Here is a 22,200-nt window from a genome sequence, read left to right on the forward strand (position 1 = left end):
CCCCCGCCCGACGCTCGATGTGCAGATATGGCGACCTCCCGGCCCAAACCGGACGCTCGATGTGCAGGTATGGCGACCTCCCGCGAGGTGAAGTCGCCATACCTGCACATCCACCGAGCCGGCCACCCCTGGGCCACCGCCGCGCGGCCCCCACACCCCCACCATCCCTGCACCGCCACACCCCCACCGCCCCCGACATGAACCCCACCCCGGCTACCTCCCGCGGGAAAGCACCACACCTATACGCTCACGGCGTCCAACCGCCGCGAACCAGCGCCTGCCGGACCTTGCCCACCACCCACTCCGGTCCTTGGGCCACATCGAACTTGTTGATCCGGACCTGATGCCACCCCAGTTGATGGGTGAGCAGATCCCGGTGATGGTCCCGGCTCTGCTGCGCCGGGGTGAGGTGATGCGCGCCGTCGTACTCGATGCAGGTTCGATACTGGCGGCAGCCCAGATCAACCCACAGCGCAGGATCACCCGTTTCATCAAGGATGGCGGTGTTCGGCGTGAACTCCGGCAGGCCGGCACGGCCGAGCAGCAGCCGGATCCGTGTCTCCGGCGGCGAGTCCACGCCCACCCGCATCAGGCCGACGGCGGCACGGAGCCTGGGCAGCCCGGGAACCCCTGCCTTCGCTGAGACATACCTGCGCAGCTCCTCCACCGGCAGCAGCGCCGTCCTCCGGCTGCCGAAGTTGCGCTGGTGCTCGCTGATGACCCAGTCGCCCGCCGCTACCAGGTCTTCCAGACTCAGCACGGTCGACAAGTCGAGCAGGGTCCGGGCCAACGATGTCACGGGCAGCCCGGAACAAACGGTCAACTCACCGGGCTCCAGCAGCAGCCGGTGCCCCGTGACGTTCCGTCTCCGCGGCACCGCCAGGGTGGACGCCCTGCTGAGATGAATCGTCGGTTCGGCCTGCAGAAGCCGGGGAAGCGGCAGGCCGTGAAGCCGGGCCGCCGTGACGTGAGACAGAAACGCGTCCGGAAGCAGGTCAAGGTAGGGCCGGCAGCGCTCGGCCAGGTCCGGCTCCGCGTCCCTGCGGAGCCGGATTTCCCGGCTGGGAATCAACAGGTCCTTCGCCCGGAGCCTTGATCGTCGAAGCCCCAGACTCCGGGCGCGCCCCAGCGTAAAGGAGTTTTCCGGCAGATTGGCGGGAAGCGGTTTGGCACGAGTCATACCCCTATTACCGCCCCTCAGCGGAAATCGAGGCGGCGGGGCTGTGGATAGACCGTTTTTCCACAGCCGGCCCCCACGGGGTTGCGTGCCCCTCCACGTCACACCAACGCAATACGTTTGTAGGGTTTCCACAACGAAACCAGCGGCCCCACGCAGAAACAGCACGGTTTATGGCGGGAGAGCACAAAAGCGCGCTAGGCTCCCAACAGATCAAAGGAGCCACTGCATTTCATGAGCCAGTTCACCACAGCCCCCCTGGGCAAGGTCCTGATTGCCAACCGCGGCGAAATTGCCGTCCGGATTATCCGGGCAGCACGCGACGAGGGAATCGACACGGTTGCCGTTTACGCGGAACCTGACCGGGACGCGCTGCACGTCCGGCTCGCGGACGAGGCCTACGCCCTCGGCGGCAGCACGGCCGCAGAGACCTACCTCGACATGGACAAGCTGCTGGCCGCCGCAGAGCGGTCCGGCGCGGACTCCATCCACCCCGGTTACGGTTTCCTTTCCGAAAACGCAGAATTCGCCCGCCGCGTCATCGCGGCCGGACTGACCTGGATCGGGCCCCCGCCCGCGGCCATCGACCAGCTGGGCGACAAGGTCCAGGCACGGCATCTGGCCGCCAAGGTCGGCGCTCCCCTGGTTCCGGGCACAGCGGACCCGGTCACCAGCGCCGATGAGGTGCTGGCATTCGCCCAGGAACACGGTCTTCCGGTAGCCATCAAGGCTGCCTTCGGCGGCGGCGGCCGCGGCATCAAGGTGGCACGTACGCTCGAGGAAATCCCCGAACTCTACGACTCCGCCGTCCGCGAAGCCACGGCAGCGTTTGGCCGCGGCGAGTGCTTCATTGAACGGTTCCTTGACTCGCCCCGGCACGTCGAAACCCAGTGCCTGGCAGACGCGTACGGCAACGTCGTCGTTATCTCCACCCGCGACTGCTCGCTGCAGCGCCGGAACCAGAAACTGGTCGAGGAGGCCCCGGCCCCGTTCCTCACGGCCGAGCAGAACCAGCGCCTGTACGACTCCTCCAAGGCACTGCTCCGGGAAGCCGGTTACCAGGGTGCCGGAACCTGTGAGTTCCTGGTCGGCACCGACGGCACCATTTCCTTCCTTGAGGTCAACACCCGCCTGCAGGTGGAACACCCGGTGTCTGAGGAAGTCACCGGAATCGACCTTGTCCGCGAACAGTTCCGCATCGCCCGCGGTGAGGAGCTCGGCTACACCGACCCGGAGGTCCGCGGACACTCCTTTGAGTTCCGGATCAACGGTGAAGACGCCGGCCGCGGCTTTATGCCCTCGCCCGGGACGGTGGAAACACTGCGCCTTCCCACCGGACCCGGCGTGCGTGTGGATTCCGGCATCGAAGCCGGCGAAGTAGTGGGCGGGAACTTCGATTCCATGCTTGCCAAGCTGATCATCACCGGCTCCACCCGCACCCAGGCGCTCCAGCGCGCCCGGCGCGCACTCCAGGAAATGGAGATCACCGGTCTCCCCACGGTTCTGCCGTTCCACGCCGCTGTGGTCTCGGACCCGGCCTTCGCTCCCGAGGAAGGCCCGTTCAGCGTGCACACGCGCTGGATTGAGACCGAATTCAACAACACCATTCCGGCGTTCTCCGGCGAGCCCGCGGCAGGAACGGGCGACGACGCTTCCCGGCAGCGCCTCACCGTCGAAGTTGGCGGGAAGCGGCTGGAAGTGGTCCTGCCCGCCGGACTGGCGGCGGCCCCCTCCCGCGGGGCTTCCGCGGCCAACGGCAAGCAGCGCAAGGGCCGGGCCCGGTCCGCCTCCGCCGCGGCAACCGGTAACGACCTCACATCCCCCATGCAGGGAACCATCGTCAAGGTGGCTGTGGAGGACGGTACCGTCGTGGCCGAAGGCGACCTAGTGGTGGTTCTGGAGGCCATGAAGATGGAGCAGCCGCTGACAGCCCACAAGTCCGGCACGGTGAGCGGTCTGAGTGCCCTGCCCGGCGCAACGGTGTCCGCCGGAGCGGTCATCGCCACCATCGTCGACTAACACAGCGTTGACGAAGGCCCGGATCCGCTTGGATCCGGGCCTTCGCGCGTTTGGGGGTGGACGACGACGGCGGGACGGCGGCACGACGGGACGGCGAGACGGCGGCACGACGGGACGCCGCTCACTTACCTGCGTAACCGGCACAGCGACGACGCTGGGACGCCGGCACAGCGCGCCGCCCCCGCAACTCCCCCACAAACGACACCGGCCGCCCCCGCAACTCCCCCACAACGACGCCGGCCGCCGCAGCGGCCCGGGAAAACCGGGTGCTGCAGCGGCCGAGGAGGCCCGGAAAGGTCCGGGACCGTTCTGGCGGACGGCTCTAGCGGACCGTACTGGCGAACGACTCCTAGCTGGAGTGGTTCACGTAGTCGACGTCCTTCGTCTCACGGGTCACCAGCAGAGCAATGAAAGTCAGCACCGCCATGGAGGAGAGGTAGACGCCCACCAGCCACGGGCTGCCGTCAGCGGCCTGCCAGAGGGCGACGGCGATGAACGGTGCAACGGCAGCGCCCAGGATCGAGGACACGTTGTACGCGATCGCCGATCCGGTGTACCGCACGTTGGTCGGGAAGAGCTCCGGCAGGACGGCGCCCATCGGTCCGAAGGTCAGGCCCATCAGGGTGAAACCGAGGATCAGCAGTGCCATGGTGCCGGCGAACCCGCCACCGAACAGCGGGGCGAAGCTGAAGCCGAAGACGAAGATGCCCGCGGTGACCACCAGCAGGGTCTTGCGGCGGCCGAACTTCTCCGCCAGCGGACCGGCAACCATGGTGAAGATACCGAAGAAGACGACGCCGACGATCAGCATGATCAGGAAGTCGTTCCGGGCGTAGCCGAGCCCGGCAGCGAACGTATCGGGGTCGAAGGCCTTGCCCGCAGCCTCGGCCTTGGCCTGCGCCTCTTCGGCAGTCTTGGCAGCGGTGCCGTAGGAAAGGGTGAACGTGGTCATCAGGTAGAAGAGCACGTAGGTGGCCAGCATGATGAAGGTACCGGCGATCATCGGCCGCCAGGAGAACTTGAATGCAGCGGCCAGCGGCAGCTTGCTGACTTCACCGGAATCGACCACCTTCTGGAAGGCAGGGGTCTCCACCAGCTTCAGCCGGACGTACAGGCCGATAATGACCATGACGGCGCTGGCCAGGAACGGAATACGCCAGCCCCAGGACATAAACTGCTCTTCGCTGAGGTTGAAGCTCAGGACCAGGAACAGGCCGTTGGCCAGGATGAAGCCGATCGGTGCGCCCAGCTGCGGGAACGTGCCATAGATGGCGCGCTTGTTGGCCGGAGCGTTCTCCGTAGCCAGAAGGGCCGCGCCGGACCATTCGCCGCCGAGGGCCAGGCCCTGGGCAAAGCGCATCACAACCAGCAGGGCCGGAGCCCAGAAGGTCCAGCCGGCAACGTTGGCAGTCGGCAGGCAGCCGATCAGGAATGTGGCGATCCCCATGGTCAGCAGCGAAGCCACCAGCGTGCCCTTGCGTCCTACCTTGTCCCCGAAGTGCCCGAAGATAATCGAACCCAGCGGGCGGGCAATGAACGCCACCCCGAAGACGGCGAAGGAGCTCAGCAGAGCGGTAACCCCTTCGGCGTTCGGGAAGAAGAGGACGGGGAAAACGAGCACGGCCGCGGTCGCGTAGACGTAGAAGTCGTAGAACTCGATCGAGGTGCCGACCAGGGACGCGACGATGACGCGTCCGCGGGAATTGGCCGGGGCCTTTGCAGCCTCGGCACTGGAGGTTTCTGTTGACATGGGAAGTCTTTCGGGTGCGGGATGGAAACAGAGTTCATCCTAAAACCCGGCGTCCGCCATTCGGACATCCGTCCACTATTTGGACACCGGGTGCGTCACACCTTGACAGACACCCCAGAATGCAGCAAAAGGCCCGGCACCGGATCGTGAGAACGTCCGGTGCCGGGCCTGCCTGGCCGCCGCGGAATGCGGGTGCCGCCACTGCCGCGGATTGCGCTTGCCGTAACCGCGGCCGCAGCCGCAGCTGCAGCCGCAGACCTAGAGGTGTACGTGCAGGCGGCGTGCGGCCTCCGAAATCGAGCCCGTGAGCGAGGGGTACACGGTGAAGGTGTTTGCCACGTCATCAACGTGCAGCTTCTGGGTCACCGCCAGGGCGATCGGGAAAATCAGTTCCGAGGCGCGCGGGCCGACGACGACGCCGCCGATCACGGTCCCGGATCCCTTCCGCGCGATGATCTTCACGAACCCTTCCTTCACGTCCATCATCTTGGCCCGGGCGTTCGTGTGCAGGGAGAGTTTGATGACGTCGCCCTGGTAGCGGCCGGCTGCAATGTCCGCTTCCGAAACACCAACGGACGCGATCTCCGGAGAGGTGAAGATGTTCGAGGCGACGTTCTTGAGTTTCAGCGGCTTCACGCTGTCGCCCATCAGGTGGGCAATGGCGATGCGGCCCTGCATGGCCGCGACGGAGGCCAGGTTGAAGACTCCGGTGCAGTCTCCGGCCGCGTACACGTTCGACGCCGTGGTGCGGGAGACGCCGTCGACCTTGATCTGTCCCTGCTCGTCCAGGGCGATTCCGGCCTCTTCCAGGCCGATGTCCCGGGTGTTGGGGATGGCACCGACAGCGACGAGGCAGTGCGATCCCTCGACCGTGCGCCCGTCGGAGAGGGTGACGAGTACGCCGTCGCCGGTGTTCTTGACCGATTCGGCGCGCGAGCGGGACAGCACCGTCATACCGCGGGCCTGGAAGACATCCTCCAGGACACGGGCGGCGTCGGCGTCTTCACCGGGGAGCACCCGGTCCCGGCTGGAAATCAGCGTGACCCGTGAGCCGAGGCCGTTGTATGCGGAGGCGAACTCGGCGCCGGTGACACCCGAACCGATGACAATCAGGTGTTCGGGAACCTCGGTGAGGTTGTAGATCTGCTTCCACGTGAAGATCCGTTCGCCGTCCGGCATGGACGTTTCCAGTTCGCGCGGGTTGGCGCCGGTGGAGATCAGCAGCGCCTCGGCCTCCACAGTGGTGGTGCCTTCGTCCGAAGTCACCTCGATGGTGCGGTTGTCCAGCAGCCGTCCCTCGCCCACCAGCACCTTCACGCCCATACGCTCCAGGGTGCGCCGGATGTCATTGGACTGTTCCTTGGCCAGGGCGAGCAGGCGGTGGTTAACCATCTTCAGGTCCGCCACCACCGGTTTGCTGGCGTCACCGAAATCGACGCCCAGGTTCGAGGCCGAGCTCATGCGGGTCATCACGTCGGCGGTGGCAATGAGGGTTTTGGACGGTACGACGTCGGTAAGGACGGCGGAGCCTCCCAGCCCGTTGCGCTCCACGATGGTGACATCTGCACCCAGGGACGCAGCCACCATGGCCGCCTCATATCCGCCCGGGCCGCCGCCCAGGATCGCAATTTTTCTGGCAGTAAAGTCTAGTTGGCTCGTCACAAGTGTCCATTCTGTCCCATCCTGGACCCCCTCTCAAACGACCCGTTCCCTTACCGCCCGCGGAAAGCGGCTCCAGCAGGTAAGTTGTACGGGTGAGCAACGACGAACCTTTTGAACTTGCCCGGCAGGCCGCTGCGTACATTGCCGAGAAAACCGGTGTGCCCTCCCACGATTTTGCCCTGGTCCTGGGCAGCGGCTGGGGGGACGCCGCGGACCTGATCGGTGAGACCACCGCCACCCTTCCGGCGTCGGACATCCCCGGCTTTTCCGCGCCCGCGGTGGAAGGACACGTGGGAACCATCCGTTCCGTCCTGACACCGGGTGGTAAGCGCGCCCTGGTCCTGGGCGCCCGCACACACTATTACGAGGGCAAGGGCGTGCGCGCCGTCGTCCACGGCGTCCGTACGGCCGCAGCAGCAGGTGCCAAAGTGATGGTCCTGACCAACGGCTGCGGCGGCCTGAACCCGGAGTGGAAGCCCGGCACGCCCGTGCTGATCAGCGACCACATCAACCTCACCGCCACGTCACCGCTGGAGGGAGCGACGTTCGTCGACCTCACCGACCTCTACTCCCCCCGCCTGCGGGACCTGGCACGCACCGTCGATCCGAGTCTCCAGGAGGGTGTGTACGCTCAGTTCCCCGGCCCCCACTATGAGACGCCGGCCGAAGTCCGCTACGCCAAAACCATCGGCGCAGACCTCGTGGGCATGTCCACGGCGCTCGAAGCGATCGCCGCGCGGCACGCAGGCATGGAAGTCTTCGGGATCAGCCTGGTGACCAACCTCGCCGCGGGCATCAGCCCGGAACCGCTCAGCCACCAGGAGGTCCTGGAAGCCGGTGCCGAGGCCGGCCCGCGCATCTCCAAGCTGCTTGCCGGAATTATCGGCGCCCTTTAGCGCCGTCCTTATCTGATCAGAGGCATCCCATGACGTTGACCGCAATGGAACTGCAGGAGCTGCTGACCGAAGCACGCCTCTGGGCGGACGAAGATCCAGATCCGGCCACGGCCGCGGAACTGCGCGCGCTGATCACCCGGGCAGGTGCTCCGGGGCCCGACGGCGAGGCCGCCGTTGCGGACCTGACGGACCGGTTCACCGGCACCCTGGAGTTCGGCACCGCCGGACTGCGCGCGGCGCTCGGCGCGGGTCCGCGGCGCATGAACCGGGCAGTGGTCCGGCGGACGGCGGCCGGGATTGCCGCCTTCCTGCAGAGCAAGGCCGACGGCTGGACCCCCAGCGCCGTGATCGGCTACGACGCCCGGTACAACTCCCGGGCCTTTGCCCTGGACACCGCCGCCGTGTTCAGCGCGGCCGGCATCGAAGCTTTCCTGCTGCCTTCCGCGCTTCCCACCCCCGTCCTCGCCTATGCGGTCCGGGCCCTGGATACCGACGCCGGGGTCATGGTCACGGCGAGCCACAACCCGGCACTGGACAACGGCTACAAGGTGTATCTGGGCGGACGGACGGTCAAGGGTCCGGGACGCGGGGCCCAGATTGTCCCGCCGTACGACGCCGAGATCGCCGCCCGCATCGATTACACCGTTCCGCTGTCCTCAATCGACACGGCGCCTGAGGGCTGGACGGATGTCTCCGATTCCATCGTCGCCGACTACATCAATGCTGTGGACGCGCTGGCCAGCCATGACGGCTACCCGGCACGTGACCTGTCGATCGTGCTCACCCCCATGCACGGCGTCGGCGGTGAAACCATGTCCGCTGTCCTGCGCGACGCCGGTTTCACGTCCGTCCGCACGGTGGCGGCACAGGCCGAACCCGACCCCGACTTCCCCACCGTGGCCTTCCCCAATCCGGAAGAGCCCGGAGCCCTGGACCTGGCACTCGCCATGGCCGCTGAGACGGGCGCCGACGTCGTCCTCGCCAACGATCCGGACGCCGACCGGGCTGCGGTGGCAGCCAAGGATCCCGCCACCGGCGAATGGCGGATGCTCCGCGGCGACGAAACCGGCGCACTGCTGGGCGCCCACCTTGCCGAGCGGATCCGTTCGGGCCATCTGAAGCTGCGGAATGATTCAGGCCGGGTCCCGGTGTTCGCCAACTCGATCGTGTCCTCCCGGCTGCTCGCCCGGATCGCGGCTGCGGCTGGCTTCGGGCATCAGGAAACCCTCACCGGGTTCAAATGGATCGCCCGGGTTCCCGGACTGGTCTACGGCTATGAAGAGGCGCTCGGATACTGCGTGGCTCCGGCCCTGGTCCGGGACAAGGACGGAATCTCTGCCGCCCTGTTGATCGCGGAGCTGGCCGCCGCCTTGAAGGCACGCGGGCGGACCCTGTTCGATCTGCTGGATGACCTGGCGCTGGAGCACGGGCTGCATGCCTCCGATCAGCTCTCCATCCGGGTGGCTGACCTGTCCCTGATTCCGCGGATGATGACGCGTCTGCGGGAGCAGTCTCCGGCGTCGCTGGCCGGCTCCCCCGTTGTCTCTGCGGTGGACCTCTCTGCCGGCTCCGAGTCGCTGCCCCCGACCGACGGAATGCTCTACCTCACCGAGGACGCCACCCGGATCATTGTGCGCCCCTCCGGCACTGAGCCCAAGCTCAAGTGCTACCTGGAGGTCATTGAACCGGTGGGCGGCCGGGAGGACCTGCCGCGCTCACGCGCCGCCGCCGCCCGACGGCTGTCCGCCGCCAAGGCGGATATTGCCGCTGCCCTGGGACTCGAGGCCTGAGCCTGGTGGCCTAACCGGCAGCGCGGCTGCCTGCGTGGGCGCCCCTGCTCACCCCGCAGCGGACTGCCCTGCTCATCCCGCGGTGGACGCAGCAGCGGAAGCCTGCACCAGCGGCAGAGTGGTTCCCGATTCCAGGATGGCCGCCACCTGCTCGGCTTCCAGCGGCTTGCTGAAGTAATAGCCCTGTCCGCTGCGGCAGCCCAGCACCAAAAGGTCCGCTGCCTGGTCCAGGGTTTCAATTCCCTCAAAGACGGCTTCCATCCCTGCTGCCTGGATGAGTCCGTGGACCGCGTCAACAAACTGCAGCTGACCGGGATCGGCGCTGATCTCGCGGATCAGGCTGCGGTCCACCTTTACTGTCTGCACAGGCAGCCGGCGCAGATAGCTGATGGAAGAGTAGCCGGTGCCGAAGTCGTCGATTTCGATGCCGACTCCCAGAGCATTCAGGGATCTGAGCGAATACATCTCCACGTCCCCGCCGCTGACGAACGCGCTTTCGGTGATCTCGATGACCAGACGTCCTGGCGCGATTCCGGTCTCTGAGAGGGCACGGCGGACGTGGTCCACCAGGTCCAGGCGCTGAAGTTCCTTGGCCGAAAGGTTGACCCGCAGCTTGAAGTCCGGCTCGAGGGAAAGCTGTGCTTCCCAGCGGGCTACCTGTTCAAGGGCGGCACGCAGGACCCACCGCCCGACGTCCAGGATGATGCCTGTCTCCTCGGCGATCGAGATGAACTCGTCCGGCATGATCAGTCCGCGCTGCGGATGCCGCCACCTGATGAGTGCTTCCACCCCGGTCATCCGGCCCGTGGCGAGCTCCACCACCGGCTGGAAGGCCAGGAACAGCTCATTACGGCCGATGCCTTGACGAAGTTCGGTAGCAGTGTCCCGGCGCAGCTGCCGGGCGTAGAGCATCACCGGTTCGAAGGCCATATTCTGGCTTCGCCCCGCCTCTTTAGCCGCATACATGGCGGTGTCTGCGCGGACCATGATGTCTTGGGACGTCTCGCCCGGAAGGGCTGAATGGACACCGATGCTCGCGCGCGGCCAAACGTCCAGCTCTTCCACCCGGATATGCGGGGCCAGCGCCTGCTGAATTCGGGCAGCGACGTCCATGGCCGTGTTCAGGCCGGCATCCCTGAGCAGTACGGCGAACTCGTCTCCCCCGAGCCGGGCAACGGTGTCCGAGTCCCGGGCGGCGCTGCGGATCCGTTCTGCCACAACACCGAGGACCTGGTCTCCGGTCTGGTGCCCGAAGGTATCGTTGATGTCCTTGAAGTCGTCCAGGTCGATCATCAGGACCGACGGCCCGTGGGCTGGTGCAGCGAGAATTGCGGTTTCGATTTCCTGCATGAGGGCAGCTCGATTGGCAGTACCCGTCAGGGGATCTGTCAGAGCCATGTGCTGCATCTGCAGGTGTGCGGCTTGGAGTTCCTGGGTGCGCGCCTCCACCCGGTCCTCGAACTCCTGGTACACGGAGTTCAATTCCTCCGCCAAGAGGTTGATACCGGTGATTACCGCGTCCACGTCGTCGCGCGCAGGCGAGGTGCTGATGCGCGTTGTGAGGTCTCCCGCCGCAATCCGGACGATGCCTTCGACAACCTGCTGGAGCCGGTTGTCCGTCGGCGTGTTTTTAGACATCCGCGTATGTCCCAAGCCAGGCGACTGCTTCGTCTACGCGCGTGAAATACTTCGTGGGGAATGAGGGCGCGTCTCCTCCCAGCAGGAAGTTGGCGATGACCCGGTCCACCGGAGTGGCGCCCAGAACGGCAACGGCCAGGGCGGCCCGCGAGCTGCCGAAAACAGCGCGGGCACTCCTCGAAATCGAATCCACGCCTGTGAGGTCCAGCAAGAGCGGTTTCAGCCCCTGTGGCTGCAGTTCTTCGAACTTTTTAGCTGCCTGAGCCGCCATATCTCCAGTGACCGTGTAACCCGCCGGCAGCACGATGCTGATGTAGCCGGCGCGGTTATTCACTTCCGGGTCACAGGTCCGCCCAAGCTGAAGCGTGATGTCCCTGTTGTCTCCAAGGACCGTGTCAGTGCTTTCTCCTACCGTCATTACGCCCCCCATGCGCTCGACGAGCAGCTGATCTTGGGCGCAAAGGCGCAAGACATCCGGCTGCTAACAAATCCAAATGGTTCATTTTTTCCGAAAAAACAATACAAAGCTGCCTTAGTAAGACCAGGCGGATCCAACCTTCTTATTTCTGGCTCCTTGTCTGCCATAGCGTAGCCGGTTGTTGAGCATCATTCACGCCTTCGGCACTATGTCCCCGATGGAGCAGCAATTTCCGCCAGGAAAATACGCGCCTGGTCGGCGCGGGTCACAGCTCCGGCTTTGTCAAACAATTCAGCGCTGGCACGGGCCTGCGACGTGGCCCCTTCTTTATCCCCGTCGTCGTTGAGGATTCGGGCATAAATCAGACGTGCATCCCCCTCACTGAGCGGTGACATCGACCCTGTACGTTCTATCGCTTCGGACATTTGCACCCGGGCTCCGCTCACATCTCCAATCAGGTAGCTCCAGTGTGCACGAATCACGGAAATATCGAGTTCGTCCTGGGGAGTCCCGCCACTGATGGAAATCGCCATTTCAGCACGTTCAATACACTGCAGAGTCTCGGGTGTCACGAGGTTTGCGGTCAGCCGCATAAAAGCGGAGGCCTTGTTGAACAACGCCCAGAGGCTCAGGTCCTGGCTGGGTGAGAAACAGGAAGCGGCTAGATCGTGATAGTGGGTGGCTTCAGGATTCCGCCCGAGCAGAAAGGCGACGTTCCCGATGGACCAGTACGCTTTGCCTGCTTTGTCAGCGGCGGTTTCGCCGTCAATCATCGTCGCCAGGAGCTCGGCTTCGTGCCAGGCGTCATCCAAGCTGCCGCTTTCGGCAAGGACGGCAACCAGGACCTGCTGCGCTTCCAGCTTGCCTCTGCTTCCGTACCCGGTCTCCGGGAAATCCAAGGCCGCTTCCCGGGCAATTTCCAAAGCCTCGGGAAGCTGCCCGATACTGCGCAACCCAACGGACCTCAGTGCCTTGGCCTTCGCCGCCAGTTCCGCGTCGTGGTGCGCCAGGGCATGTTCTGTGAGCAGGCGCGCTGTCTCCGCGCTATCGTCCATCAGCCCCAGCTCGCGCTGGCACTCTGCCAGGAGATAGGTCATGCGCCACCAGCCAGTATCATCCCCCCTGGACTCTGCACTTTCGGCAGCCTTCCGGGTGTGATCCATGGCAGCGGTGTATTCCCGCTGCTCCCATAGTTGGCGGGCCTTGTACTCATTGAGGATGAAGTCATCTGCAGTCAAAGCCACGGCTCTTTCTCGCTCTCGCCAACGGGCTGCTTTCCGAGCACCTTGCGGTCCATGATGCTCGTTAACCGGTGCAATCCACTCAAGCATTAGGCTGCCACAGCGACGGTTAGGCTCTGATCTTACAACGACACATAACCCTGAGCTAGATAAGACGTCAATACCGTGAGTATTAACCTATTTGCTGGGTTACCATTATCTGGTCAGCAATCTGGGCATTATTCTCACCACCTAGGAGTACTAATGAAGAAGTTTGGCGTATCCGTTCTTCTCGCGGCAGCTATCGCAGCCGTAGGCGTGGCGGCACCTGCAAATGCCGCTCCTTCTTTCGGCAACAGCGGTGGAAACATCGCTCAGCCGCTCGTTGGCAACTGGCCTTACTAGGCCCCGAAAGTGGGCCGGGCAGATCGGATACGGTCTGCCCGGCCCTTTTTGTCTAAATAGGCACCCTAATAGACATCCCGGCGCCGCTTTTTGATGAACTCCCAGTACCGCCTCCGGCCGCGAGGCTCCACCAAACCACTCCCCCGGCACTTAGCCTCCGCCATATGGGAGGATGGGAAGCCCAGTTTGGAAAGGACCGCCATGCCCACGAACACCGTGCCTGGAGAGACTCCACAGACCTCCGACCTCGCCTCCTACATCGACCACACGCTGCTGAAGCCGGACGCTTCGCGGGAGGACATCCTGCGGGTCTGCGATGAGGCAGCCGAATACCGGTTCAAATCCGTATGCGTTAACCCGGTGTGGGTCAGCACGGTCCACACCGCCCTGAAGGACACCGGGGTGGACACCTGCTCCGTTGTGGGGTTTCCGCTCGGCGCAACCACCACCGAGGTCAAGGTCTTTGAGGCGCAGGGCGCTCTGCAGGACGGCGCCGACGAGATTGACATGGTCATCGACATTGCCGCGGCCCGCCGCGGTGACAGGGACGCACTGGTCCGCGACATCGCTTCGGTCGCCGAAGCGGTCCACGAGGCCGGAGGCATCCTGAAGGTCATCATCGAAACCGCACTGCTCACCGATGAGCAGAAGGTTCTGGCCTGTGAGGCCTCGGTGGAGGCCGGAGCGGACTTCGTCAAGACGTCCACGGGCTTCAACGGCGGCGGAGCCACCGCAGAGGACGTCGCGCTGATGCGCCGGACGGTTGGCCCGGAGCTTGGTGTGAAGGCTTCCGGCGGGGTCCGCAGCCGCGAAGATGCGCTCACCATGATCGACGCCGGAGCCACCCGAATTGGAGCCAGCTCAGGTATCGCTATTGTTAAGGGTGGTAACGGCGGGTCCGGTTACTGATCCGTCCGCCGCTGAAAACTTTTTTTGAAACGGAGAACTCCCATGGCAGGTACCACGGCTAAGCAGCCCACTCACTCGGGCGAAGGACACCTGGTCAAGAACCTCGTTACGTTCGTCATCTTCTTCGGGCTCTTCGTCCTGGCCATCTACTCGCTGAACTGGCTGTCGCTCGACGTTGTCTGGCCGATGGCCGCGTGCCTCGTGCTCGGCACCATCGCGTACCTGGTCCCGTTCATGATGGGCCGCTCGGACAGCGCCACCGAACTGGCAGAGGGCAAGGGCCACAACGAATAGTCTGCAGCTGCTTTCCGAAAGGCACATTGCCTCGGCCGCTTCCACGGCCAGGCAATGTGCCTTTCGTGTTTTTCGGCAGCACTGTCCGGAAAGACGCGTAATATGAACGCCCCTCCGGGTAACAATCGCTGAGGAACAGGTAGTAAGTACTCTTCGGAATCTGCAGCCGTGGTTCTTACAGTTCTCGGCATGAGTGCAACACTAACCCGCAGGGAATGGCGCCTGGAGCGCAGCCGGAAACAGCGTTTCGCCCGGATCTCCTATTCGGTGATCGGCGTGCTGGTGCTGGCCGCCGCCGTCGTTTTTGCGGTCGCCGTCAGGTCCTAGTCCTTGAAGATTGCGTCCAGCACCTGGTGCGCCCAGTCCAAGATTTCCGCGTCCTGCAGGTCCCGGCCGCCGATCCGTGCCGTCTTCGGCTTGGGAATGAGCACGGCGTTCAGCGCCGGCTTCACCTGGGACCCCGGATACATCCGCTGCAGGCGCATGGTCTTGGACTCGGGCAGGTCCCCGGGTGAGAACCGGATGAAGTTCCCCTGCAGCGCGACGTCGGTGAGCCCGGCCTCCCGGGCATCAACCCGGAAGCGGGCGACGTCGATCAGGTTCTTCACGGCCTGCGGCGGCTCGCCGTAGCGGTCCACCAGCTCCGCGAGGACCTCATCGATCGCCTCATTCGTGATGGCCGACGCGAGCTTGCGGTACGCCTCCAGCCGCAGCCGCTCCCCCGGCACGTAGTCGTGCGGCAGGTGCGCGTTGACCGGCAGCTCGATCTTCATTTCCGCGGCCTTTTCCTCGGCCTCGCCGCGGTAGTCCGCCACGGCCTCGCCGACCAGCCGGATGTAGAGGTCAAAGCCAACACCGGCGATATGCCCTGACTGTTCTCCACCGAGCAGGTTGCCCGCACCGCGGATCTCCAGGTCCTTCATGGCCAGCTGCATACCGGCCCCCAGTTCGTTGTGCGCAGCCACGGCCTTGAGCCGCTCCAGCGCCACCTCGCCCAGCGGTTTCTCCGCCGGGTACAGGAAGTAGGCGTAGGCACGTTCCCGTCCCCGGCCCACACGTCCGCGCAGCTGGTGCAGCTGGGACAGCCCAAAGTGGTCCGCCCGGTCCACGATCAGCGTGTTGGCGTTGGAGATATCCAGGCCGGTTTCGATGATGGTGGTGCAGACCAGCACGTCGAACCGCTTTTCCCAGAAGTCCACAATGATCTGCTCAAGCTTCGCTTCGCTCATCTGGCCGTGCGCGACGGCGATCCGGGCTTCCGGCACCAGCTCCTGCAGGTGCGCGGCGGTCCGGTCGATCGAGGAGACCCGGTTGTGCACAAAGAACACCTGCCCTTCGCGCATCAGCTCGCGGCGGATCGCGGCCGAGGCCTGCTTGTCCGTGTACGGACCAACATAGGTGAGCACCGGGTGCCGTTCCTCCGGCGGGGTGGCCAGCGTGGAGGTTTCCCGGATGCCGGTCAGCGACATTTCCAGTGTCCGCGGGATCGGCGTCGCACTCATGGCCAGCACGTCCACGTTGGTGCGCATCTTCTTCAGCGCTTCCTTGTGCTCGACGCCGAACCGCTGCTCCTCATCCACGATGACCAGTCCCAGGTCCTTAAACTGGATCTCGGGCGAGAGCAGGCGGTGGGTTCCGATGATCACGTCCACGGTGCCGGTCCGCACGCCCTCAATAACTTCCTTGGCCTGCTTGGCGGTCTGGAACCGGGACAGGGAAGCGACCCGGACGGGGAACCCGGAGAACCGTTCGGTGAAGGTCTCCATGTGCTGCTGGGCCAGCAGCGTGGTGGGCACCAGCACCGCCACCTGCTTGCCGTCCTGCACGGCCTTGAACGCCGCCCGCACCGCAATCTCGGTCTTGCCGTAGCCCACATCGCCGGAGACCAGGCGGTCCATGGGAATCTCACGTTCCATGTCCGCCTTGACCTCGTTGATGGTCGTCAGCTGGTCCGGGGTCTCGATGTAGGGGAAGGCTTCCTCCAGTTCGCGCTGCCACGGGGTGTCCGGCCCGAAGGCATGACCCCGGGACGCCATCCGGGCAGAGTAGAGCCGGATGAGTTCCCCGGCGATTTCCTTGACGGCCTTGCGGGCCCGGCTCTTGGTTTTCGCCCAGTCCGAGCCGCCCATCTTGGACAGCACCGGTGTTTCGCCGCCCACATACCGGGTGATCTGATCCAGCTGGTCCGTGGGCACAAACAGCCGGTCGCCGGGCGCCCCGCGCTTGGCAGGAGCGTATTCCAGCACCAGGTACTCGCGGACAGTTTTGTTCACACCGGCACCGGTGGCGCGCTGCAGCAGCTCCACGAAGCGGCCCACGCCGTGCTGTTCGTGCACCACGTAGTCGCCTTCCTGCAGCTGCAGGGGGTCGACGGCGTTCCTCCGGCGGGAGGGCATCTTGCGCATGTCGCGGGTGGAGTATGCGCTGGCCCGGCCCAGCAGATCCGCCTCGGTCAGCAGGCCGGTCTTGAGGTTGTCGAAGACGAAGCCGCGGCCCGCGCTGGCAGTGGTGATTTCGATGATGCCCGGCTGCGGTTCGGAATCGAGTGATTCCACCCGGGAGGCGGGGATGTCATTGTCAGCGAACAGCTCCGCGAGCCGGGACGCCGGGCCGGGGCCTTCGGTCACCACCACGATGCGCCACTGGTCCCGGACCCGGGAACCGATGAACTCCATCATTTCTGCGACGTCGCCCTTGTAGCCGCGCGGCTCCCGCGCGTTGATCGTCAGGGTGTCGATGTCCAGGACGGTTTCTTCGTCCGGGTTGAAGGACGTGATTGCCCACCAGGAGACGTCGTTCTGCAGCGCCGCTGTCCGGGTGTCAGCGAGCGACCGGAAGCTGGCGGCATCCAGGTCCGCGCTGAGGCCGGCGGACAGATCCACCGGCGCCGCACCGCCGTCGGACGCTGTGGCCCACGCGGCGGCCAGGAATTCCTCGTTGGTGGACTCCAGGTCGTGGGCGCGGGCGCGGACCTTCTCCGGTTCGATCACCACGCAGATGGATCCCGCCGGCAGCTCGCTCATCAGCGGAACCATCTCATCAACCAGCACCGGGGCCAGGGATTCCATGCCTTCCACCGCAATGCCGCCGGCCAGTTTCTCCAGCATGTCCGCAGCGGCCGGCATCTCATCCTTGAGCTTGGCGGCCCGACTCATGACGGACGGCGTAATCAGCAGCTCACGGCACGGCGGAGCGTACAGCTCCTTGGGGTGGATCACGTCCTCCCCGGTGAGGGTGCGCTGATCGGCGACGGCGAACCAGCGCATCGATTCCACTTCGTCGCCGAAGAAGTCGATGCGGATGGGATGGTCATCGGTGGGCGGGAAAACGTCCAGGATGCCGCCGCGCACGGCGAACTCGCCGCGGTGGGACACCATGTCCACCCGCGCATAGGCGGCATCTGCGAGCGCCTGAACCACGGAGTCGAACGGCCGCTCGTCGCCAACCGCCAGGGACACCGGTTCCAGGTCCCCGAGGCCCTTCACCAGCGGCTGCACTACCGCCCGGACCGGCGCCACCACAATCTGTACCGGGTCATTGCCGGGATGGGCCAGCCGGCGCAGGACGGAGAGCCTGCGGCCCACGGTGTCCGAACGCGGTGAGAGGCGTTCGTGCGGGAGGGTCTCCCAGCTGGGGAACTCCTCGATACCGGCCAGCGGAAGGTAACTGCGCAGGGCAGCCGCGAGGTCCTCGGCTTCACGCCCGGTAGCGGTGACGGCCAGGACCACCGGGGCGGCGCCGTCGGCCGTTTCAGCGGCCAGCCCGTCCACCATTTCGGCCAGCAGCGCGGCCCGCATCCCCTGCGGAGCGCCGATTTCCAGGTCCTGGCTGCGCTTGGCCAGCGGCCGCGCCGCGTGGGCGCGAAGGCGTGCATAGGACGGGTCCTCGGCCAGGGCTGCGCGCAGTCCGTTCAGGCTCATCTTCGGTGTTTCTCCTTCAGTGCAGGGCAACACAAGAACCCGAAGTTGGCAGTCAACCCCGGGTGGTCTTTCCAGCGTACCCGCTGCGTGCCGCGGGTTGTTCCGCATCCCGCTCTCGGCGGAACAGCAAAGGAGGCCGCCCCGGGCGGGACGGCCTCCAATGCCTCAGCCGGGTAACCCGAGGGTTACCGCAGTGCCTCGTGGCCCAGGTAGTCAGGCTGCGCAGGTGCGGTGCGTGCCGCCCCTGCCCCGCCCCTGAGATCGGCCTCCGTTTGCGCGAACGTCAGCACCGCGTGCGCGGCGGCGTCGGACATCTCGTCCATGGCCTTGTTGCTGATGTTGCTCCGGGTGTCACACACCGAGTGGTAGCACGGGTCATAGGCCGTGCCGGCAGTCCCGCCGAAGATCGCTGCTTCCTCCGCCGTCTTGATCCCTTCAGCACCGGTAAACAGGCCACCGGCCGGAATCCCGTTGTTAATGAACGCCTGATAGTCGGAGCGGCCGCTGAACTCGGTGGGCGCTGAGGCGAGGCCAACCGAGGCAAAGTAGCTCTCGAAGACTTCCTCGATCGCGGCTGAACCGGTGGGCCCGGCCGTGCCGAAGGCATCACCGTCTCCGTCGTAGACAAAGCGGACGAAGTTCGGGGAGCCAACCATGTCGAAGTTCAGGTTTGCCAGTGTGTTCTGCAGACCGGTTTCATCGAGCTGGGACACGTAGTGCGTCGAGCCGACCAGGCCGTCCTCTTCCGCACCCCAGAATGCGAACCGCACCTGGTTCTCCAGTTTGAACTTGCCGGTCTTGCCGAGCTGGATGGCGGTTTCGAGGATGGCCGCGGAGCCGCTGCCGTTGTCATTGATGCCCGGGCCCTCAGCCACTGAGTCCAGGTGCGCGCCGACCACTACCTGCCGCGTCGGGTCGCCCTTGGGTGTATCGGCGATGACGTTGAAGGTCTCGGTGGCCTTGATGGCGGAGTCAACGGACAGCCGGAGCGTCAAGCCCGGCGTGCCGGCGAGGGTCTCTCCGAGGGCGAAGGTGGTGCCCACGGCCGGAATGGCCGACAGTTCGCTGCCGAGCGTTCCGTTAATCAGCCCGGTGCGGTCATCCCCCGGGACCTCATTTCCCTGGTTGAAGATGATGGCGCCGGAGGCACCGGCCGCCGCCGCGTTGGCAACCTTGTCGCCGAAGGCGCAGGTTCCCCGCTGCAGCAGCGCGATGTTGCCCGGAGTGAACCCGGCAAAGTCCGCAGCTTCACAGCCGGAGCTGTTGGCCCGGGTTCCGGTGAGGTTAATGTCGACGGCGGTGACCGCCGCGGTAACGTCCCCGCTGCCGGAGTAACTCATGGTGAGGTAGTCCGTTCCTGCGGTGTAGGCGGCCGGGTTCGGCGATACCTGCTCCAGGGCGTCACTGTTGAGGACGAACTGCTCGTAGGTGAAGGCCTGCCGGAACGGCTGATAGCCGGCCTTGCGCAGCTGGGATTCCACGTACCGGGCACTGGCTTCATAGCCCGGTGTTCCGGCGGCGCGGTTGCCGTTGTTGGCGTCCGCGGCGGCCTGGAAAGCGTCCAGATGGCCTAGCAGTCCCTTGAGCGTTACCTTGTCCCGCAGTTTCTCCGAGTCCGATTTTCCGGGCTTTCCGGGCTTGTCGGGTTTACCCGGCTTGTCCGGCTTATCTGGTTTGCCGGGCTTGTCCGGCTTGCCGTTACCGGGCTGCCCTTGCCCGGGCTTACCGTTGCCCTGCCCCTGCTGGTTGCCCTGCCCCTGCTGCGTGCCCTGGCCGGCTTTGCCGCCGGAGTTTACCTCGGCGGCAAAGGCGGCCGGCGCTGCTGCCGAAACCGTCAGGACAATGCTGGCCGCGAGTGCTGCCCCGCGCACCGATCTGCTGAGTTTCATCATTCCCCTATGTGAGTGCCAATGAATGGATACGGTGTGCCGTCCTTCGCCCCCGAGGCTGCAACCGTGCGGTGATGCTAGTTGACGGTTCGGGCAGCTAACAGAGCCGGGACGCAGGGGCCGAAAATCGTGGTTTTTTCCTGCCGATATCTCGGCCGACCCTTCCCTTTCCCCGTGTTCATGGACTAAATTCCCGCGCTGGCTCGCTCAGTGCGCAGATATGGCGACCATTTCGGCCGCCAAGTCACCAAAGCTGCACTTTGAGCACGGAAAAACACCGCGGAGCGACCACCTACGCAGATTGCCCGGTGCGCAAGTTCCCCGGCGCGCAGACCGCCTACGCAGACCGCTCGGTGCTCGAAGCAGGCCCCGCACCGCGAGAAATTAACGGTCCTCCGGGCACCAAGCCAGATTCTGTGTAAGTTTCCCGCACCGGTTGGAGTGCAGATCCGGGTGCCCGCCCTGGCACGGACCGGAGTGTGGATTTTCCGGAGCCCGGCTGCCACGCTGGAATGGCACCCGGGGATCACCGCAACCGCCTTTTCCCAGCGCATCGGAGGCCTGCCCCCATGGAACGCAAAACGGCACGTAAAACCCCGCTCCTGCTCATAGCATTCGCCGCCCTGGCCCTCTTCTTCACTGCCTGTTCCGGTGGAGGCAGTGAGGAAGGCATGTCCAGTTCGCCGGCAGCGTCGACGCAGGAGTCCGTGGATCCGGCCTGCGAGTCGGGGCCGGAAGCCACCTCGGCCTCCTGTCAGGCTGCCGGGCCGGGCACCACAGTGGCAGCAAGCCGCTGCTCGTCCTCCTCTCCCAGCGCCCTCGAGGGCGGCGTGATTGAAGGGGCCTTTGGTCCGTGGTGCGAGAACGCCATCGCCAGCGCTTATGACACGGAACTGATCCCGGCCGGTGCTGAAGCCGAACTCACGATTAAGGAAACGGATCTGGAGACAACCGTGGAGATGCAGGTCCAGGATTTCGCAGCGGATACAACCTTCTCCGGGATGCTCCATGATCAGGCCTGCGGGGCAGATGCTTCGGATGCCGGGCCGGAGTACGTCCAGGAGGACGTCAGCGAAAATGTTCCTGCCGGGTTGGCACTGGACTTCACCACGGACTCCAACGGCTCCGCGGACGCCTCCGTGACGGTGCCGTGGACCCTGCCGGACAACGGGTCGGGCAAGTCCATCGTCATCATGTCCCCGGAGAACGAGGCTGCCGGCTGCGTGACGATTCCCTGAGCGGCCGCGCGGCAGGCAGCGTTGGAGGCTGCGGCGTTTCACCGACTAGGATGTTTGGCGGGTCCGGGGCTTCGGCGCCGGTCCCGCCGCACACCACCTATCGGAGGACCCAATGGCCCTGACTGCTTCCACCACCCTGCCTTACGACGCCGCCACGCTGACCAAGACCTTTACGGATGAGGACTTCGTCCGCAGCATCAGTGAGCACGTAGGCGGCTCGCTGGTCTCGCTGGTGGTCGACGGCGACATCGCCGGCCCGTTCACGCTCACCGCCGTCCGCACTCTCCCCACGGACCGCCTGCCGGACATGGCCAAGAAGCTGGTGGGCGCGTCCCTGACCGTGACCCAGAAGGAGTCCTGGGAAGCTCCCGCTGCGGACGGTTCCCGCACCGCATCCATCGACCTGTCCATCGGCGGCGTTCCTCTGAAGGTCAACGCGGTTCAGCGCCTGGTGGTTGTCCCCGAAGGTACCCGGACCGACGTCGAAGGCAGCGTCAGCTCCTCGATTCCGTTCCTGGGAGACAAGATTGCCAAGTCCGCGGAACCGATGATCGGCAAGGCCCTGACCATCCAGGCCACGCAGGCCGGCAAATGGATCGAAAACAACTAGGTCCGCGCACGGCCTGAAAGCGAGAACTCCTTGGTACTGTCTGCTCCCCTGGCGTTTGTCCTCATTGTGGCCGGCCTCTGGTCGATCATTGTCTGGCCTCCGTTCCTGAAGCGCGTCCTGAAGGATCCCGCAGCCCGGGATGCCAACGGCGCCCCCACCCGGTACATGACCGTGAACCTGATGATGATCAGCACGGCGATTATTTTCGGCCTGGCCACCGCGGTCATCGGCGTCCGCGCTTTGGCCGCGTAGCTGCTGTTCCTTCCCCTGCACTGCTATCGGTGCGGGGGAAGGTAAGCTGGTTCGAAGGTGAGCCGGGAAGTCTGGTCGGCAGTAGTTCTGCCGTACCCGATTACGTTTAGGAG

General features: G+C 65.2%; 18 protein-coding genes. 10 read left to right on the forward strand and 8 right to left on the reverse strand.

All coding sequences use genetic code 11. The annotated features are described in order from the left end of the window. Positions 1–247: 247 nt before the first annotated feature. Positions 248–1,180, reverse strand: a complete 933-nt coding sequence (locus tag H9639_RS12080; protein ID WP_191808317.1) for a DUF559 domain-containing protein — start codon at positions 1,178–1,180, stop codon at positions 248–250. Positions 1,181–1,411: 231 nt separating this feature from the next. On the opposite strand from H9639_RS12080, the gene H9639_RS12085 reads away from it, so the two are divergent. Then, positions 1,412–3,196: an acetyl/propionyl/methylcrotonyl-CoA carboxylase subunit alpha gene (locus H9639_RS12085; RefSeq protein ID WP_191808318.1), complete on the forward strand. Its 1,785-nt coding sequence runs from the start codon at positions 1,412–1,414 to the stop codon at positions 3,194–3,196. 349 nt (positions 3,197–3,545) lie between these two features. Here the strand turns inward: H9639_RS12085 and H9639_RS12090 are convergent, their stop codons facing one another. Beyond that, positions 3,546–4,946: an MFS transporter gene (locus H9639_RS12090; RefSeq protein WP_191808319.1), complete on the reverse strand. Its 1,401-nt coding sequence runs from the start codon at positions 4,944–4,946 to the stop codon at positions 3,546–3,548. Positions 4,947–5,204: 258 nt separating this feature from the next. Continuing rightward, positions 5,205–6,608 (reverse strand): NAD(P)H-quinone dehydrogenase, encoded by a 1,404-nt coding sequence (locus tag H9639_RS12095; protein WP_191808320.1) that lies wholly within the window; start codon positions 6,606–6,608, stop codon positions 5,205–5,207. 92 nt (positions 6,609–6,700) lie between these two features. On the opposite strand from H9639_RS12095, the gene H9639_RS12100 reads away from it, so the two are divergent. After that, positions 6,701–7,504, forward strand: coding sequence for a purine-nucleoside phosphorylase (locus H9639_RS12100; protein ID WP_191808321.1), 804 nt, complete (start codon positions 6,701–6,703; stop codon positions 7,502–7,504). A gap of 29 nt (positions 7,505–7,533) precedes the next feature. Further along, complete coding sequence (locus H9639_RS12105; protein ID WP_191808322.1) at positions 7,534–9,294, forward strand: phospho-sugar mutase; 1,761 nt, start codon at positions 7,534–7,536, stop codon at positions 9,292–9,294. Positions 9,295–9,366: 72 nt separating this feature from the next. Here the strand turns inward: H9639_RS12105 and H9639_RS12110 are convergent, their stop codons facing one another. The 3 genes from H9639_RS12110 to H9639_RS12120 all read right to left on the reverse strand — a co-directional run bounded on the left by H9639_RS12110 (position 9,367) and on the right by H9639_RS12120 (position 12,594). Further along, positions 9,367–10,932 carry a putative bifunctional diguanylate cyclase/phosphodiesterase gene (locus H9639_RS12110; protein WP_191808323.1) on the reverse strand — a complete coding sequence of 522 codons (1,566 nt, stop codon included), beginning with the start codon at positions 10,930–10,932 and terminating at the stop codon, positions 9,367–9,369. Then, positions 10,925–11,350 (reverse strand): DUF7793 family protein, encoded by a 426-nt coding sequence (locus tag H9639_RS12115; protein WP_225219515.1) that lies wholly within the window; start codon positions 11,348–11,350, stop codon positions 10,925–10,927. Before H9639_RS12115 ends, H9639_RS12110 begins: the two co-directional genes overlap by 8 nt. Positions 11,351–11,556: 206 nt before the next feature. Beyond that, positions 11,557–12,594 carry a hypothetical protein gene (locus H9639_RS12120; RefSeq protein ID WP_191808324.1) on the reverse strand — a complete coding sequence of 346 codons (1,038 nt, stop codon included), beginning with the start codon at positions 12,592–12,594 and terminating at the stop codon, positions 11,557–11,559. A gap of 240 nt (positions 12,595–12,834) precedes the next feature. Here H9639_RS12120 and H9639_RS12125 point away from each other — a divergent pair, with 240 nt between their 5' ends. The 4 genes from H9639_RS12125 to H9639_RS12140 all read left to right on the forward strand — a co-directional run bounded on the left by H9639_RS12125 (position 12,835) and on the right by H9639_RS12140 (position 14,505). Continuing rightward, on the forward strand, positions 12,835–12,975 hold the full coding sequence (locus H9639_RS12125) for a hypothetical protein (RefSeq protein WP_191808325.1): 141 nt from the start codon (positions 12,835–12,837) through the stop codon (positions 12,973–12,975). A 201-nt stretch (positions 12,976–13,176) separates the two neighbouring features. Then, positions 13,177–13,884: a deoxyribose-phosphate aldolase gene (gene deoC / locus H9639_RS12130; protein ID WP_191808326.1), complete on the forward strand. Its 708-nt coding sequence runs from the start codon at positions 13,177–13,179 to the stop codon at positions 13,882–13,884. A gap of 42 nt (positions 13,885–13,926) precedes the next feature. After that, on the forward strand, positions 13,927–14,178 hold the full coding sequence (locus tag H9639_RS12135; protein ID WP_191808327.1) for a hypothetical protein: 252 nt from the start codon (positions 13,927–13,929) through the stop codon (positions 14,176–14,178). 189 nt (positions 14,179–14,367) lie between these two features. After that, positions 14,368–14,505: a hypothetical protein gene (locus tag H9639_RS12140; protein ID WP_191808328.1), complete on the forward strand. Its 138-nt coding sequence runs from the start codon at positions 14,368–14,370 to the stop codon at positions 14,503–14,505. Here the strand turns inward: H9639_RS12140 and mfd are convergent. Next, positions 14,502–18,098 carry a transcription-repair coupling factor gene (gene mfd / locus H9639_RS12145; RefSeq protein WP_191808329.1) on the reverse strand — a complete coding sequence of 1,199 codons (3,597 nt, stop codon included), beginning with the start codon at positions 18,096–18,098 and terminating at the stop codon, positions 14,502–14,504. The two genes, H9639_RS12140 and mfd, sit on opposite strands and share 4 nt — an antisense overlap. 185 nt (positions 18,099–18,283) lie before the next feature. Next, on the reverse strand, positions 18,284–19,990 hold the full coding sequence (locus tag H9639_RS12150) for a M28 family metallopeptidase (protein ID WP_225219516.1): 1,707 nt from the start codon (positions 19,988–19,990) through the stop codon (positions 18,284–18,286). Positions 19,991–20,556: 566 nt separating this feature from the next. Here H9639_RS12150 and H9639_RS12155 point away from each other — a divergent pair. From H9639_RS12155 to H9639_RS12165, 3 genes are all read left to right on the forward strand, one after another. Then, positions 20,557–21,225 carry a hypothetical protein gene (locus H9639_RS12155; protein WP_191808330.1) on the forward strand — a complete coding sequence of 223 codons (669 nt, stop codon included), beginning with the start codon at positions 20,557–20,559 and terminating at the stop codon, positions 21,223–21,225. Positions 21,226–21,337: 112 nt separating this feature from the next. Further along, complete coding sequence (locus H9639_RS12160; protein WP_191808331.1) at positions 21,338–21,835, forward strand: DUF2505 domain-containing protein; 498 nt, start codon at positions 21,338–21,340, stop codon at positions 21,833–21,835. 30 nt (positions 21,836–21,865) lie between these two features. Continuing rightward, entirely contained in the window at positions 21,866–22,087 is a 222-nt protein-coding gene (locus H9639_RS12165; RefSeq protein WP_191808332.1) for an SCO4848 family membrane protein, read from the forward strand. Positions 22,088–22,200: the final 113 nt, after the last annotated feature.

It is taken from the genome of Arthrobacter gallicola (genome assembly GCF_014836775.1).
Classification (GTDB): domain Bacteria; phylum Actinomycetota; class Actinomycetes; order Actinomycetales; family Micrococcaceae; genus Arthrobacter_B; species Arthrobacter_B gallicola.